Source organism: Acidiphilium sp. PM, from assembly GCF_000219295.1.
Lineage (GTDB): Bacteria > Pseudomonadota > Alphaproteobacteria > Acetobacterales > Acetobacteraceae > Acidiphilium > Acidiphilium multivorum.
In genome coordinates, this window is sequence record NZ_AFPR01000564.1 from 1 (window position 1) to 14,330 (window position 14,330).

Consider the following 14,330-nt stretch of genomic DNA (forward strand, 5'->3'; position numbering starts at 1 on the left):
AAATGTCGCCCAGGCCGCGCATGGGTAGCGGGATGGAGGAGGATTTTACCCCTTCCCCGGATGCGGCGGCTCGCTCGGCTGGCTTCACCTCCCAGCTCGGCCGGGTTTTGCTCTGCCTGTTTCGGGGCTCCTTGCGCTTTCTGCTGGTCGCTGTGCTCGACGTGCTGATTCTCGCGGTGCGGTTCGTGCTCTGGTTCCGCCGCCTCCTGTTCTGGCTGGGCTTCTTCTCAGCTCTGTCCTGCATTTTGAATTATGAGGTTCATAGGCTGCGCTTGGCTGCGTTCGCGCTCGGCGCGGGCATCCTCATGATGGCACTCTCACGCGCCAGCCTGCTCCTCAATGACCGGCTGCGCTTCTGGCAGCTGCAACTCCATGCCTGGGCGCAAGGCTGGCCGGTGCGGCGCTATGCGTTCACCGTCTTGCCGTCCCGGCGTTGAAGGAGTTGGCGGACTTAATACCCAACCAGAAGCTGAGCAATTACATGTAAGCATGTTGTTGTGTTGGTAGGGGCGTAACTCGATCCTGGTCACTGGATGGCTGATTGTCTGCCTCCAAATCCAGCCGTTCAATGCCGACCCGAGCTGGCGGGAGCGCGCCCAACATGTCGCCCAACCTTCCCAAGGGAATGCTCCATAGCCGAAGCTCGTGGGCACTCTGCTGGCTAACCGCCTTGGGTGGAATGCGGAATGGCCGCTTTGAAACGAGAAAGCTGCGAAACAGACATTTCCTGCATAGCCCGCTCCGGCCGAAGCCCGCCTGCCAGCTCCGGCGTACGTCGTGGCCCAAAGGCTGCGCGGCGGCAGGGGCTCTCTTGCACATTCACTGCGCGATCACGCGTCGTGCTGCAAGTCACGCCCGGCAGGCCATTGTTTGCACGTTGTGCTCAAACCAATTGCACCATCTCGGGATGTGCCTGACTTCCGCCAATCTCGTCGGATTGACGCAATCGTCGTGCCGGTTGCCTGGTTTGGCCCGTTTCTTGCAGCGTTACGCTCGGCTACATTCCAGACGGATTAACCACCCTGCGTGTATATTCTGATTGCCGACACTGATCGTACTCGTGCTGAGGCGCTTGCGGCGCGGCTTGGTGCTCAGACGGCCGGTTATCTTGTGCAGGTTGCTCCATCCAACTTGAGCCTGTCCACCGCGGTCGCAGAACTCAGGCCAGATGTGGTGATCGTTGACATGGCCCGGCCGGACCGCGACAGTCTCGAACAGGTTCGCAGCGCCACCGCCCAGCCGGCACCGGTGATGCTATTCGTGGATGAGGATGACCCGAACTTCATGGAGGAGGCGATCGGCGCCGGTGTCGCATCCTACCACGTCGATATCGCCACCATCGCCGACATCAAGCCGATCCTGCGCAGCGCGATCGCCCTGTTCCGACGGGGGGCCGAACGCGAACGCCGCCTTGCTGAGGCGGAGTCGGCCCTTGCCGAGCGCCGGCTGGTCGATGCTGCCAAGCGCCTGCTCATGCAGCGCGACATGATGACCGAGCCGGCCGCTCATCGCTTTTTGCAGCGCCGGGCAATGGAGCGCCAGGTACGCGTTGCCGAAGTCGCCCGCGCTCTACTAGGCGATGACGAGGAAAAAATGCCGTGAGTTCCATACCGATCCGCATCGGCGTCTTGCGGCTGATTGACTGCAGCCCCCCGATCGTCGCGCGCGAGTACGGCTTCTTCGCCGATGCCGGGCTTGAGGCCGACATCGCTGTCGAACCGTCCTGGGCCAATATCGCCGACAAGCTAGCCTACGGCATGCTCGACGCCGCGGTGATCCTGGGGCCGCTCGCCATCGCCATGGGGCTCGGCCTGCGGGGACGGCGAACCGCCCTGGCGCTTGTCGCGATGCTTTCGCGCGAAGGCAATGCCGTGGTTCTCCGGCATGGCGCGGAGCGGTGGCTGGAAGAGGCCCGCTTCGCTGCGGTCCATGCATACTCCAACCATGACCTGCTGCTCAGGCGTTATCTGGCGGAAGCCGGAATCGACCCGGCCCGAACAAAGATAGGGGGCCGCCCGCCTGCCGAGATGGTCGCCTCGCTTGCGGCCGGCGAGATCGACGGCTTCTGCGCCGGCGCTCCCTGGGGCGCGCTCGCGGTCCGGACCGGATCCGGCACGGTTGTCGCCGATTCTGCGACGCTGGCACCCGGGCATCCAGAAAAATTCGTGGTCCTGCGGGCTGATTTTGCAGCAATCCAACCTGCAGCCGCCGCCTTGCGCGCTGCTCTTGGGGCCGCTACCGCGCTCTGCCGCGCGCCAGATGGAGCACCTTCACTCGCCCGCCTGCTTGCCGCCCCCGCCCATCTGGACCTGCCGGAAGGTATGGTACGCGACGCGCTCATCCCCCGGACCGGCAATCCGATCTTCATGACCGGCGCCTCGCTTCTGCCGGACAAGGCCGACATTGCCTGGACCATCGCGCGGATGGTCGAGGCCGGCCATCTTGATCCTGCAGGAGAAGATCCAAGTCTGGCCATTATTACACCATAATAATAAGCCATAAATTCGGCATAAGAACGAAAAATAGTCTTATGTTGCGTAAAGAATAAGCATATATTGTGTTGTCTACCCTCTAAGGCCCGCTTTTGGACAAATCATAAGCTTGGCATCGATATTGCGTGGCCGCATATGCATGGTGACATGCGGCTTCGGGCCAATGACGGCTCGAGGGTCGTGCGGGCGTTGCCCATCCTTGATCGATCGCGCGCCAACGGGGGCCGCATCGCGGATCGCAAGATCCGCAGGAGTGCGACCATGCATACCACGACGGAAAAATCGTTTCTGAAATCCGGCCATCTACCGACCCTTTTTGCCGCGTTCCTCTATTTCGACGCCAGTTTCATGGTCTGGGTGCTTCTCGGTCCGCTCGGTGTGCAGATCGGCCGGACGCTGCATCTCGATCCCGCGCACAAGGGGCTGATGGTCGCGGTTCCGGTGCTGGCCGGTGCCCTCCTGCGGATTCCGAACGGATTGTCGGTCGACCGCTTCGGCGGGCGGCGCACCGCGATCGTGGCGCAGTTCATCGTCATCACCGGCCTTCTCCTCGCCTGGGCGACCGGCCTGCCAAGCTACGGCTCGGTGCTGGCGCTGGGGCTCGTCCTTGGCCTCGCCGGCGGATCCTTTGCGGTTGCTCTGCCGCTCGCATCGCGCTGGTATCCGAAGGAGCATCAGGGAACCGCCCTTGGCATCGCGGGCGCGGGCAATTCGGGCACTGTGCTTGCCGCCCTGTTTGCCCCGGCGCTCGGCCTCGCTTTCGGCTACGCCAGCGTCTTCGGCATGGCGGCGGCGATCATGGTCGTCGTGCTGTGCGTCTTCTCGATACTCGCGAAAGACAGCCCGGCCCATCCGGCGCCGCAGAGCCTCGGCGCCTATCTCCGCGTGCTGCGGCTCCACGACACGTGGTGGTTCATGCTGTTCTACAGCGTCACTTTCGGCGGTTTCGTCGGGCTCGCGGCATCGCTGACGATCTATTTCCATACCCAGTACGGCCTGGCTGCGGTCAACGCCGGCTACGCCACGGCGGCCTGCGTCTTCGTCGGATCGTCGGTGCGGCCGCTCGGCGGCTGGCTCGCGGATCGGATCGGCGGAATCGCGGCACTCTCTATCTTCTATGTCGTCGCCGCGGCCACGCTGGCTCTGGTTAGCATCGGCCTGCCGGACCTCGCCCTCGCCCTTGCTGCCTTCGTCCTCGCGATGCTCGCCCTTGGGATGGGCAACGGCGCGGTGTTCCAGCTCGTGCCGATCCGCTTCGGCCGCGAGATCGGGGTAATGACCGGCCTGGTCGGCATGGCCGGCGGGGTCGGTGGATTCTACCTCGCCTCCAGCCTCGGCTTTTCGAAGCAGTTCACCGGCTCCTACCAGGACGGGTTCCTGGTCTTCGCCGCCCTCGCGCTCGTCGCCTTCGCCGGGCTGATGACGGTGCGTCGCCGCTGGCGCGCGGATTTCACCTCGCCCCCCGGCAACGGCACCGTCCGGATCTGAAAGGAACGAACGCCATGCATGGCACCACCCTCTCGCGGCCGCGCCTCGTCGTCGTCGGTAACGGTATGGCCGGGATGCGGACAGTCGAAGAAATCCTCGCCATCGCGCCCGGCATATTCGACATCACCGTGTTCGGCGCGGAACCCCACCCGAACTACGACCGGATCATGCTCTCGCCGCTTCTCGCAGGCGAGAAGCGGTTCGAGGATATCGTCCTTAATGACTACGACTGGTACGCTAGCAACGGCATTCGCCTCATCGCCGGCGAGCATGTCGACTGGATCGACCGCGCGCGCCGGATCGTGCGAGGTGCCGCCGGCACCGAGGCGCCCTACGACCTGCTTCTGCTGGCGACAGGCTCCAGCCCGTTCGTCCTGCCGATCCCCGGGGCGGAACTTGATGGCGTGCAAACCTTCCGCTCCGTCGCCGATGTCGGGGACATGCTGGCAACCGCGCGGCCCGGCGCGAAGGCGGTGGTGATCGGCGGCGGGCTGCTCGGGCTGGAGGCGGCGCACGGCCTCGACCTGCGCGGCGCCGAAGTGACGGTGATCCACCTGATGCCGACCCTGATGGAGCGCCAGCTCGACGCTTCCGCTGCCCATCTGCTCAAGCAGAACCTCGAGGCGCGCGGAATGACGATCCTGACCGGCACCGAGACCGCCGCGTTCATCGGCGACGACCGGGTGCGCGCGGTCCGGCTGAAGGACGGGCGGGAAATTCCCACCGACCTCGTGGTGATGGCCGTCGGTATCCGTCCGAATGCAGGCCTGGCCCGGGCGACCGGTCTCGAATGCAATCGTGGCGTGATCGTCGACGATTTCCTGCGGACCTCCGATCCCGCGATCTTCGCGATCGGCGAATGCGTCGAGCATGACGGCAAGGTCTTCGGCCTGGTCGCACCGATCTGGGAGATGGCCCGTGTCGCCGCGCGGGCGATGACCGGCACGCCGGGGATCGGATTCACGCCGGCGGCCAGCGTTACAAGGCTCAAGGTCTCGGGCGTGGAGATGGCCTCGGCCGGCGCCTTCCTCGGCGATTCCGGCACCGAGGACATCGTGCTGCGCGACGGCGCGCGGGGGACCTATCGCCGGCTCGTCCTGCGAGAAAACCGGATCGTCGGCCTCGTCGCCGTTGGCGATGCAAGCGACGCCGCCTGGCATTTCCAGCTCCTGAAGGACGGGACCGATATCGGCGAGATCCGCGACAGTGTGATCTTCGGCCCCCTCGCGGACGGACCGGCCGACCCCGACGCCGCCGTGATGGCCCTGCCGGACGGTGCGGAAATCTGCGGCTGCAACGGCGTCTGCAAGGGGACGATAACGAGGGCGATCAAAGCGTTCGGTCTCGCAAGCGTCGATGACGTGCGCGCGAGGACCAAGGCGTCCTCCTCGTGCGGTTCCTGCACAGGCCAGGTCGAGGCGCTGCTGCGCGCCGCCCTCGGCACGGAGTACGCACCCGCGACGGTCAAGCCGGTCTGCAAATGCACCGGTCTCGACCATGGCGAGGTGCGCAGGCGGATCGTCGGCGGCAAACTGAAATCAATCCCAGCGGTGATGCAGGCGCTGGAATGGAAGACCCCGGACGGCTGCCATGTCTGCCGCCCGGCGCTCAATTTCTACCTGCTCTGCGCCTGGCCGGGCGAATACGTTGACGACGCCCAGTCGCGCTTCGTCAACGAGCGGATGCACGCGAACATCCAGAAGGACGGCACCTTCTCGGTGGTCCCGCGCATGTGGGGCGGCGTGACCAACGCGCGCGAACTGCGCGCGATCGCCGACGTGGTGGACAAATTCGACATTCCGGAGGTCAAGATCACCGGCGGCCAGCGCATCGACATGCTCGGTGTGAAGCGCGAGGACCTGCCCACGGTCTGGCGCGACCTGAACGCCGCCGGCCTGGTGTCCGGCCACGCCTACGGCAAGGCGTTGCGGACTGTGAAGACCTGCGTCGGCTCGGAATGGTGCCGCTTCGGCACCCAGAACTCGACCCGCATGGGCATCGCGCTGGAAAAGATGAGCTGGGGCTCGTGGCATCCGCACAAGGTGAAGATGGCCGTCTCCGGCTGCCCGCGGAACTGCGCCGAGGCGAGCATCAAGGATTTCGGCGTGATCGCGACTGAGGCCGGCTGGGACCTGCTGGTCGGCGGCAACGGCGGCATCCGCCTGCGCGGCACCGACCTGCTGTGCAAGGTGACGACAGAGGCCGAGGTGCTCGAATACTGCGCCGCCTTCCTCCAGCTCTACCGCGAGGAGGCCCATTACCTCGAGCGCACCGCGCCCTGGATCGAGCGCGTCGGGCTCGACTATGTGAAGCAAGCCGTCGTCGAGGACGAGGACAACCGCAAGGCTCTCGCCGCCCGCTTCCTGCATGCCCAAACATTCGCCCAGGCCGATCCCTGGGCTATGGAGTCGGCCGCGGCCGCCGGCGCGAAATTCACCCATGTCGCGGAGCTTACGTGATGGACGCGATCATGACCGATACCGGCTTCGTCGATGTCGCCGCCCTCGACGACATCCCCCAGCGCGGCGCCCGGACCGTGGCGACCGCGCACGGCGATGTCGCGATCTTCCGCACCGGCGACGACGCCGTCTTCGCCCTGCGCGATTCCTGCCCGCACAGGGGCGGCAAAATCAGCCACGGCATCGTCCACGGCCATGGCGTCACCTGCCCGCTGCACAACTGGGTGATCGCGCTCGCGACCGGTGCGGCTGAGGGCGAGGCGGCCGCCTCCTGCGTCCCGCGCTTCCCGGTACGCGTGGCCGAGGGACGCGTGCTGCTGGACGTCTCCGCTCCGCTGGCGCCGGCATGAACACGACCTGTCCCTATTGCGGCGTCGGTTGCGGGCTGATTGCCGGCGAGGGGACAATCGCTGGCGACCCCGCCCATCCGGCTAATCGCGGACGGCTCTGCGTGAAGGGCGCGAAACTCGCGGCCACGCTCGACGACCGGGAGCGACTGCGGACGCCGATGGTCGGCGGGCGCGAGACCTCCTGGAGCGCGGCGCTGGATGCAGCGGCGGACGGCTTCGCGCGGGCGATCGCCGCGCACGGGCCGGACTCCGTCGCCTTCTACGTGTCCGGACAGTTCCTGACCGAGGATTACTACGTCGCCAACAAGCTGATGAAGGGGTTCATCGGCAGTGCCAATATTGACACCAATTCCCGGCTTTGTATGGCGTCCGCGGTGGCCGCCCACCGCCGGTGCTTCGGCGAGGACCTCGTCCCGGGGATCTACGAGGATTTCGACGAGGCGGAACTGATCATCTTCGCCGGCTCGAACGCCGCATGGTGCCATCCGGTCCTGTTCCAGCGCGCACTTGCCGCCCGGGCGACGCGCGGGACGCGGATTGTCGTGATCGATCCCCGCCGTAGCGCGACCGCCGAGTTCGCCGACCTGCACCTCGCCGTGCGCCCCGGCGGCGACCTCGCCCTGTTCTGCGCGCTGCTCGCCGCCTGCGCGGACCGCGGCGCGCTCGATCGCGACTACATCGCGCGGCACACCGCCGGGTTCAGCGCCGCGCTGGCCGCCGCGCGGCAGGCCGAGCACGGGATCGATCCCGCCGCGTTCGAAACCCTCGCTGGCTGGGTCGCCGCCACCCCGCGCATGGTGACCGCCTTTTCGCAGGGCGTGAACCAGTCCGAGACGGCGACCGACGCAATCGGCGCGATCCTGAACCTCCACCTCGCCACCGGACGGATCGGCCGGCCCGGCGCCGGACCGTTCTCGCTGACCGGCCAGCCCAACGCGATGGGCGGCCGCGAGGCGGGCGGCCTCGCCAACCAGCTCGCCGCGCATCTCGGCTTCGACGACCCCGACGACCACGCGACGCTCTCCGAATTCTGGGGCGCCCCCAACCTCGTGCGCCGGCCCGGGCTGAAGGCGGTCGACCTGTTCCGTGCCGTCGCCGACGGCAAGATACGCGCCCTCTGGATCGCCGGCACCAACCCCGCCGAATCCCTGCCAGCGAGCCTCGACGTGCGCGACGCGCTGTCCCGTTGTCCGCACCTCGTGGTCGCCGATTGCTGGCCCACGGCGACGACCGCCCATGCCCATGTCCTGCTGCCAGCGGCAGGCTGGTCCGAGAAGGACGGCACCGTCACCAATTCAGAGCGCATGATCTCCCGCCAGCGCGCGTTTCGTCCCGCTCCCGGTGCTGCCCGACCCGACTGGTGGATGTTCGCCGAACTCGCCCGGCGGCTCGGCCATGGCGCGGCCTTCGCCTGGGACGGGCCGGCTGCGATCTTCCGCGAACACGCGGCACTCTCCGCTTTCCGCAACTTCGGGCGACGGCGGTTCAATATCGGCGGGCTCGCTGCCATCCCGGATGACGATTACGACGCAATGCGCCCGCTGCGCTGGCCTCTGGCCGGAGATCGCCTCTTTGCCGAGGGAAACTTCCTGACGCCAGACGGGCGGGCCCGCTTCGTCGCCGTATCACCGCTCCGCCGCGCGCGCACGGATTTCACCCTCAATACCGGCCGGCTGCGCGACCAATGGCACACCATGACGCGCACCGGTCGCGTCGCCGAACTGATGGCCCACCAGGATGCCGCGACCCTGGAACTCGCACCGACGGACGCGGCGCGCCTCGGCGTGCTGCCTGGTGATCTTGTCGCCGCCGGGAGCGAAGGGGCGCGCATCGTCTTCCCGGCAGCGATCTCGCCGGGACAGTGCGAAGGTTCGGTGTTCGCCGCGATACACTGGACCGCAGCGCAGGGCAGCGCCGGAAGCGTCAACCGCCTCACTGTTCCGGCGACCGACCCGATCTCCGGCCAGCCGGCCTTCAAGCATTCGCCAGTGCGACTTGCGGCGGTGCCGACGCTCTGGCGGGCCATTGCCATCGGACGTGCCGCTTCCTGCGCGATGACGGCTGGCAAACAAGCCGTCTGGTCGCAGGCACTACGCCCGGGCGGGTTGGCGCTGTCGCGCTTCACCGGGTTTGCCCCGCTCGCCGCCCGCAGCGCCGTGGACGCGGCACGGTGGCTGCTGGAGCTGCCGGAGGGTGCCGAATTCCTCGACTACGCCGACCCGGCGCGCGGGGTCTTCCGCCTCGCCGTGCTCGACCGGGCCGGCGTCCAGCTCCTTCTCCACGTCGCGCCGGCGGAGCTTGCGCTGCCGGACCCCGAGGCGCTGGAGGCGCTGTTCGCGGCCCCACAAGCAGGAGCCGATCCGACGCTCCTGCTTGGCCAGCCCGCCCGCGCCACCGCGACCCGCGGGCGGCAGGTCTGCGTCTGCAACGCGGTTGCCGAACCCGCGATCCGTGCCGCGATCCGCGCCGGCTGCCGGAGCGTCGAGGCGATCGGCGCGGCCACCGGCGCCGGCACCGGCTGCGGTTCATGCCACTCCGAACTGAAGGGATTTCTCCGCCATGACCTCGTTGCCGCCGAATAGCAAGGCGCATCCCGTCATCCTCGCCGGCACCGGGCCGGGCGATCCGGATCTTCTCACCCTGCGGGCCGTACGGGCGATCGGCGCCGCCGAAATCATCCTGCATGATGCGCTGGTCGATGCTCGCATCCTGGTCCTTGCCGCCCCGGATGCCGTCCTCATCCATGTCGGCAAGCGGTGTGGCCGGCACGCGATGAGCCAGACAGAGATCAACCGCCGCCTTGTCGAATGCGCGCGCACCGGCGCTCGGGTGCTACGGCTGAAGGGCGGAGATCCGATGATCTTCGGCCGGGCCGGCGAGGAGATCGCGGCCTTGCGGGCCGCAGGCATCGCGGTCGAGGTGATCCCGGGGATCACCGCGGCCTCGGCGGCGGCGGCGTCTGCCTGCGTCTCGCTGACCGCGCGGGGCAGGGCGCGCGCCGTCACCCTGGTCACCGGCCACACCGCCGATGGCGGGCTACCGCCTCAGGACTGGGCGGCACTGGCCCGGCTCGATTCGACCCTCGTCTTCTACATGGGCTCCCGCCACGCCCGAGCGATCGCCGACCGCCTGATCGAGGCCGGGCTCGATCCCGCCACGCCGGCGATGCTGCTGACCAATGTCAGCCGCCCGGACGAGACGCGCCGGCTTGCCCGCCTCATCGACCTCGCAGACGGAATCGCCACCGCCGATCTCGCGGCCCCGGCGCTGATCCTGATCGGCGCCGCGCTCGACGCGGCGGTTCCGGTGGCGACTATTCGGGCGGACGCCCGCGAGCTGTCGTGAGCCAGCCCTGCGCCTCGACATGGTCGGCGATCCGGCGAGCCGTTTCGGGCATCGACATCCCTTCGGCGCGCCATCGCTCGCGAAGTACCGCGATTTCAGACAGCCGTGCGGCCCAGTCCGCCCCGAATTCGACTTCGAGATGCCGACGCAGCACAGAGGACAGGCCGGCTGCCTGACCGCCGGTCGAGACCGTCAGCAGCAGATCGCCGCGCCTCACCTGCGCCACGGAATGAAAGTCGCAGTCGGGCAGGCGGTCCTCGACATTCACCAGCACGCGCGCCGCCCGCGCCGCCGCGACCAGGCCCGCGCGAACCACGTCCGGAACGTCGACGATCCAGAGCGCATGCAGTCGCGCGAGGTCATCGCCCGTCGGCATTCTGCGGCATAGCGCGGCGCCAGCTTCCGCGATTGTCGCCGCATCCGGATCGTCACTGAACAGAAGGGCGGCATCGGCGCCGCCTTCACGCAGCGCACGCAGCCTGCGAAGCGACATAGGACCGTTGCCGCATACGCCGAGACGGCAATAGCTCGGATCGAGCACGATCGGAATCATGAGATCATCCCAACAGGAAACGGAACCGCATTAAGGCTAGCAACCGCAAGATCGCTCACAATCGTGCGTCAGGAGGATAGCGGCGCCTTGTCTGCTTTCAGAAGTTCAAAAATCGCTGCGTTACGACCGAAACCCAGATAGAGGCCGCCCCTGGTGCCCGCGAACGACCGCCCTTGGGGTCATTCAATTTGACCTCGGTGTCTTTGTCGGGTTGCTCCACGCCAAGGCTGATCGTCCCCTGAATGGTGACTTTCCTCTGGTCGGGAGCCGTAAGCCGCCATTCCGGCTTCGGCCCGGCCTCGCCACAAGGCGAACATCTGGTATCCGATTTCGTAAGACATAAGCCGACTGGCCGCTATACGTCCCCATTGGTGCTACCCAGCGGATATAAAACCATAAATCTACTGGTCACTGCCTACACTTGGTCGCTCAGGCCACATTTGCCTGAAAACGGCGTACTGGTGGCTGCTTGTGTTGTCGTGCAAGCCAAAGGTCATAGTTTGCCTGCATCCCAAGCCATGCCTGGGCCGTGCTCACGCCAGCCTGTTCAAGCCGGATCGCCAAATCAGGGCTAATGGCAGCCCTGGCGTTCAACACACGCGACAACGCTGCGCGGGACATAGCCAGCCTCTGGGCGGCCTCGGTAACGGAAAGCCCCAGCTCACCGATGACATCCTCTCTTAGCAGTTCGCCAGGATGTGGCGGATTATGCATCATTTTGCCTTCTCCTAGTGGTAGTCTTGATAATTCACCAACTCAACGCCAGCCTCAACGAACCGAAACGTCACTCTCCAATTCCCGTTGACCCACACGGACCAGTGCCCGGCAAGGTCGCCTTTCAGTGGGTGCAGCTTAAACGCTGGGATGTTAATATCCTGCGGCGTTTGCGCCACATCCAAAAGGCCAAGAATGCGCTTCAATTTGTCCGCCTGTGCGGTTTGAATCCCGCGCATGGAGCCCGTGCGGTAAAATGCCTCAAGGCCCTTATGTCGAAAACTCAAAATCATGTGCTATTGTATCGCGTAACGCGCCGCTATACAACACTTATCAACGCCATCACGCCCAAAACCGACCGGTTTCGGACATCTGGCAGAGAATCTGCCCAAAATGATGCTTGACGGTATTATGAGCAATGTCCGATATTTTATGCAGGTTTTTGGACGATATTGTCCCAAGTTGCGCATGTTCTTGTCTGGTATTGCCCAAAAGTCTCTCAGAGAGGCATTATATAACCACCTTTAAATGCAATTATGCTATGATCAAATCCTGGTCTACTAATAAACAAAACGCCATCTAAAAGAGTGACAGCCACATAGGGTTGCGGATCCAGAGTATTTCACGACGCATTAAATTGCCTCACCGCCATGGTGATCAACGCAAAGGTTACCAACACCGCCAACTGACCTTCAAAGATAGTAGTTTATGCACTGCCTGATATGCTCATGAGCAGGTGGCCTATTATGTGTCAAATAGTAGCGTAGCATTTTCTGGATTGGCTTCTAGCAAACCTGCCTCAATATCAAGAGCAACCTGTACAATACGCTTGTTGACTGGTGCTGTACGACCGTGCGCCTCTAAAATGTTTACCACCCAGCCATTCACCTCTTCCACCTCTGCGCGTCGGCCCTTGCGCCAATCCTGAAGAGACGTCGTAAGGGTATCTTCACGCGAATAGGTCGTCAGCACTTTCTCAAAGATTTGGTCCACATACCGATCGGGATGATTACTCATTACCGCGGGCATCCCGATGATTGGCATGATCGTGGCTCCATCAGCAAGCGCCGCCTGCATCGCCTCGTAGCCAGCTGCCCGCATCACCTTCAGCATTCCTGCTTCGCGCGTTGCATCTTGCAACGCGGTATTGACTATCGCTGAGGGAATTAGCTCGGCCGCGTTGACAACAAGCTTCATCCATTTTGCAGAGCGAATGTCATCGATCACCTCAACCGTGCCAGAATTGCGAAGCAATTCAGCGACCGCTTCAACACGCGGCTGGGTTGCCGGGTCTAGCGCCCCTAATGCGAACCACGACTCATCATGATCGTTCTGGCGGTTTGTCACTCCGGGCAACCACATATTGGAGGCGATTTCGATTACCGCGCCAATGGTCCGTTTGCGCCCAAGAATAGAGGCAATGTCCTCATGGGTCATGCCATTTTGTAAACCCACGACTAACCCATCATCCGCAAGAACGGGCTTTATCAACTCGCATGCCCATTTAGTGTCATATGCCTTCATCACCAATATCACGAGATCAAAAGGCTTTTTTATTTCGGCAACATTGCATACATGTAGCGCATTTACCTTCGTATGGATTCTTCGATTAGGTAGGTTTACAGTTAACCCATTAGTCTGCATCGCCTCTACGTGCGCCGGCCATTGATCTATAAGAGTTACATCAAGACCAGCCAAAACAAAGTCAGCAGCTATAGAAGCCCCCTGCGCGCCCGTACCCAAAAATGCGATCCGTGGGCTCTTTGTAATTGTATTCATATTGCCTCTCCTTTGCTGTTACAAACTGGAATCGTATAGTCGGAGATCTGGGGGGTGAAGTGACGTCATTCTGCCCCCATCTTGAACTTCGCTCATTTGTCCATCTTCAACAGAACACGCAGGTCAACGCGGATCAAATTGCTTTCCAACATTCTCTGGCACGTGATTTGGAAGATTGGCCCCCGATAGGTCAAACCCATTCATGGCTACCATCAGGAACACTCGATAGCCTCTTAAGGGGAACGCCGGAGCGTTAGTCCTCGGCGGTCCAACCGCCATTTAGCCGGCTTCCTGATCAGTCCCCCTTCAATCGCAGAGCGCTGTCCCGCCAATTCAGAAAAATTCGGGCCTATTTCAAGCCATCCAAATGTTCGGTTATGGGAGCGCGCCCGAGCTTGTGGGGCCGGGCGCGCGGCTTAATAGCCAATTTCCTCAGAAGTTATATTCGAGATAGACGCGGCTGCTGAAATAAGGGTTGTTGTAGTGCGTGTAGCCAGAACGGTTTTCTGCATCGGCAATGTCCGTGTCTTCCGCGACCGACAACCCCTTCAGCACTGACGAGAGATCGTACGAAGCGTTCGCATCCAGCGCCCAGAGCTGCTGGTTCGGGACGTAGCTGCTGCTCGAGAAGCCATAGGCTCCGGTGTAGGCATAGTTTGCCGCGTCACCGCCGAAACCGTAGCGGGCGAGATAACGGATATACGCGACACCAACCTTTAGCTTCTTGTTCAGGAAGTCATAGTGCGTTGTCACGCCATAAGCATAGCCTGGCCCGAGATTCGACAGGCCGGTCTGCATCGTATCGGTAAAGGAGGTTCCGGTCAGGTCGTTGTACGGATGGATCAAGCCGCCGTGGTGGAACGCATTGTATTCTGTCGGGACATAATTGCCCACAAGAGCGATGCTGCCGTCGCCGAACGAATAGCCGAGCTTGGCACCATAGATATGTGCATTAATCGAGCGGGCGTTGTTACCCGTGAAGGCTTCGATATTTGAGGCATTGCCGGCCGAGTTGCCTTCCGTCAGGGCCTGGACTGCGCCGAAGATGGCTTGTCCATTGCTCATGGGTTGCACTACGTCGAGTTGGCCATAAACCATCTGCGCGTACTGATAGAAATCATAATACCAGGCCTGCGCGGTCAACTGCATT

Annotated in this window: 12 protein-coding genes and 1 pseudogene; 8 read left to right on the forward strand and 5 right to left on the reverse strand. The window is 63.8% G+C overall.

What is annotated here, in order from left to right:
• The 8 genes from APM_RS18330 to cobA form a co-directional block, all read left to right on the forward strand.
• Nucleotides 1–437 (forward strand): hypothetical protein (locus APM_RS18330; RefSeq protein WP_241763214.1); only part of this gene is annotated, 437 nt, incomplete at its 5' end.
• A gap of 589 nt (nt 438–1,026) precedes the next feature.
• Nucleotides 1,027–1,602 (forward strand): ANTAR domain-containing response regulator, encoded by a 576-nt coding sequence (locus tag APM_RS18335; RefSeq protein ID WP_007424890.1) that lies wholly within the window; start codon nt 1,027–1,029, stop codon nt 1,600–1,602.
• A complete protein-coding gene (locus APM_RS22840) occupies nt 1,599–2,489 on the forward strand; it encodes an ABC transporter substrate-binding protein (protein WP_007424891.1) in 891 nt (296 codons plus the stop codon). The genes APM_RS18335 and APM_RS22840 overlap by 4 nt, the downstream gene beginning before the upstream one ends.
• A gap of 264 nt (nt 2,490–2,753) precedes the next feature.
• Nucleotides 2,754–3,980, forward strand: a complete 1,227-nt coding sequence (locus APM_RS18345; RefSeq protein WP_007424892.1) for a NarK/NasA family nitrate transporter — start codon at nt 2,754–2,756, stop codon at nt 3,978–3,980.
• Nucleotides 3,981–3,994: 14 nt separating this feature from the next.
• Nucleotides 3,995–6,439: a nitrite reductase large subunit NirB gene (gene nirB, locus APM_RS18350; RefSeq protein ID WP_007424893.1), complete on the forward strand. Its 2,445-nt coding sequence runs from the start codon at nt 3,995–3,997 to the stop codon at nt 6,437–6,439.
• The gene (gene nirD, locus APM_RS18355) at nt 6,439–6,789 is read left to right on the forward strand and encodes a nitrite reductase small subunit NirD (RefSeq protein WP_007424894.1); all 351 of its coding nucleotides are present in this window, start codon (nt 6,439–6,441) and stop codon (nt 6,787–6,789) included. The genes nirB and nirD overlap by 1 nt, the downstream gene beginning before the upstream one ends.
• Nucleotides 6,786–9,371 (forward strand): molybdopterin-dependent oxidoreductase, encoded by a 2,586-nt coding sequence (locus tag APM_RS18360; RefSeq protein WP_007424895.1) that lies wholly within the window; start codon nt 6,786–6,788, stop codon nt 9,369–9,371. The genes nirD and APM_RS18360 overlap by 4 nt, the downstream gene beginning before the upstream one ends.
• Nucleotides 9,349–10,134 carry a uroporphyrinogen-III C-methyltransferase gene (cobA, locus tag APM_RS18365; RefSeq protein WP_007424896.1) on the forward strand — a complete coding sequence of 262 codons (786 nt, stop codon included), beginning with the start codon at nt 9,349–9,351 and terminating at the stop codon, nt 10,132–10,134. Before APM_RS18360 ends, cobA begins: the two co-directional genes overlap by 23 nt.
• Here the strand turns inward: cobA and APM_RS18370 are convergent.
• The 5 genes and pseudogenes from APM_RS18370 to APM_RS18390 form a co-directional block, all read right to left on the reverse strand.
• Nucleotides 10,103–10,687, reverse strand: coding sequence for an NAD(P)-dependent oxidoreductase (locus APM_RS18370; protein ID WP_007424897.1), 585 nt, complete (start codon nt 10,685–10,687; stop codon nt 10,103–10,105). The genes cobA and APM_RS18370 overlap by 32 nt on opposite strands.
• A 429-nt stretch (nt 10,688–11,116) precedes the next feature.
• Nucleotides 11,117–11,404 carry a HigA family addiction module antitoxin gene (locus APM_RS20910; RefSeq protein WP_039889241.1) on the reverse strand — a complete coding sequence of 96 codons (288 nt, stop codon included), beginning with the start codon at nt 11,402–11,404 and terminating at the stop codon, nt 11,117–11,119.
• A gap of 11 nt (nt 11,405–11,415) precedes the next feature.
• Nucleotides 11,416–11,694 carry a type II toxin-antitoxin system RelE/ParE family toxin gene (locus APM_RS18380; RefSeq protein WP_039889242.1) on the reverse strand — a complete coding sequence of 93 codons (279 nt, stop codon included), beginning with the start codon at nt 11,692–11,694 and terminating at the stop codon, nt 11,416–11,418.
• A 451-nt stretch (nt 11,695–12,145) separates the two neighbouring features.
• A complete protein-coding gene (locus APM_RS18385) occupies nt 12,146–13,180 on the reverse strand; it encodes a ketopantoate reductase family protein (protein ID WP_039889243.1) in 1,035 nt (344 codons plus the stop codon).
• Nucleotides 13,181–13,612: 432 nt separating this feature from the next.
• Nucleotides 13,613–14,330: pseudogene (locus tag APM_RS18390) on the reverse strand (hypothetical protein); the annotation flags it as partial.

Coding starts and splice junctions, on each gene's coding strand:
- nirB (WP_007424893.1), top strand. CDS start 3,995: ATGCATGGCACCACCCTCTCGCGGCCGCGCCTCGTCGTCGTCGGTAAC.
- cobA (WP_007424896.1), top strand. CDS start 9,349: ATGACCTCGTTGCCGCCGAATAGCAAGGCGCATCCCGTCATCCTCGCC.
- APM_RS18385 (WP_039889243.1), bottom strand. CDS start 13,180: ATGAATACAATTACAAAGAGCCCACGGATCGCATTTTTGGGTACGGGC.
- nirD (WP_007424894.1), top strand. CDS start 6,439: ATGGACGCGATCATGACCGATACCGGCTTCGTCGATGTCGCCGCCCTC.
- APM_RS18380 (WP_039889242.1), bottom strand. CDS start 11,694: ATGATTTTGAGTTTTCGACATAAGGGCCTTGAGGCATTTTACCGCACG.
- APM_RS18370 (WP_007424897.1), bottom strand. CDS start 10,687: ATGATTCCGATCGTGCTCGATCCGAGCTATTGCCGTCTCGGCGTATGC.
- APM_RS18345 (WP_007424892.1), top strand. CDS start 2,754: ATGCATACCACGACGGAAAAATCGTTTCTGAAATCCGGCCATCTACCG.
- APM_RS18360 (WP_007424895.1), top strand. CDS start 6,786: ATGAACACGACCTGTCCCTATTGCGGCGTCGGTTGCGGGCTGATTGCC.
- APM_RS20910 (WP_039889241.1), bottom strand. CDS start 11,404: ATGATGCATAATCCGCCACATCCTGGCGAACTGCTAAGAGAGGATGTC.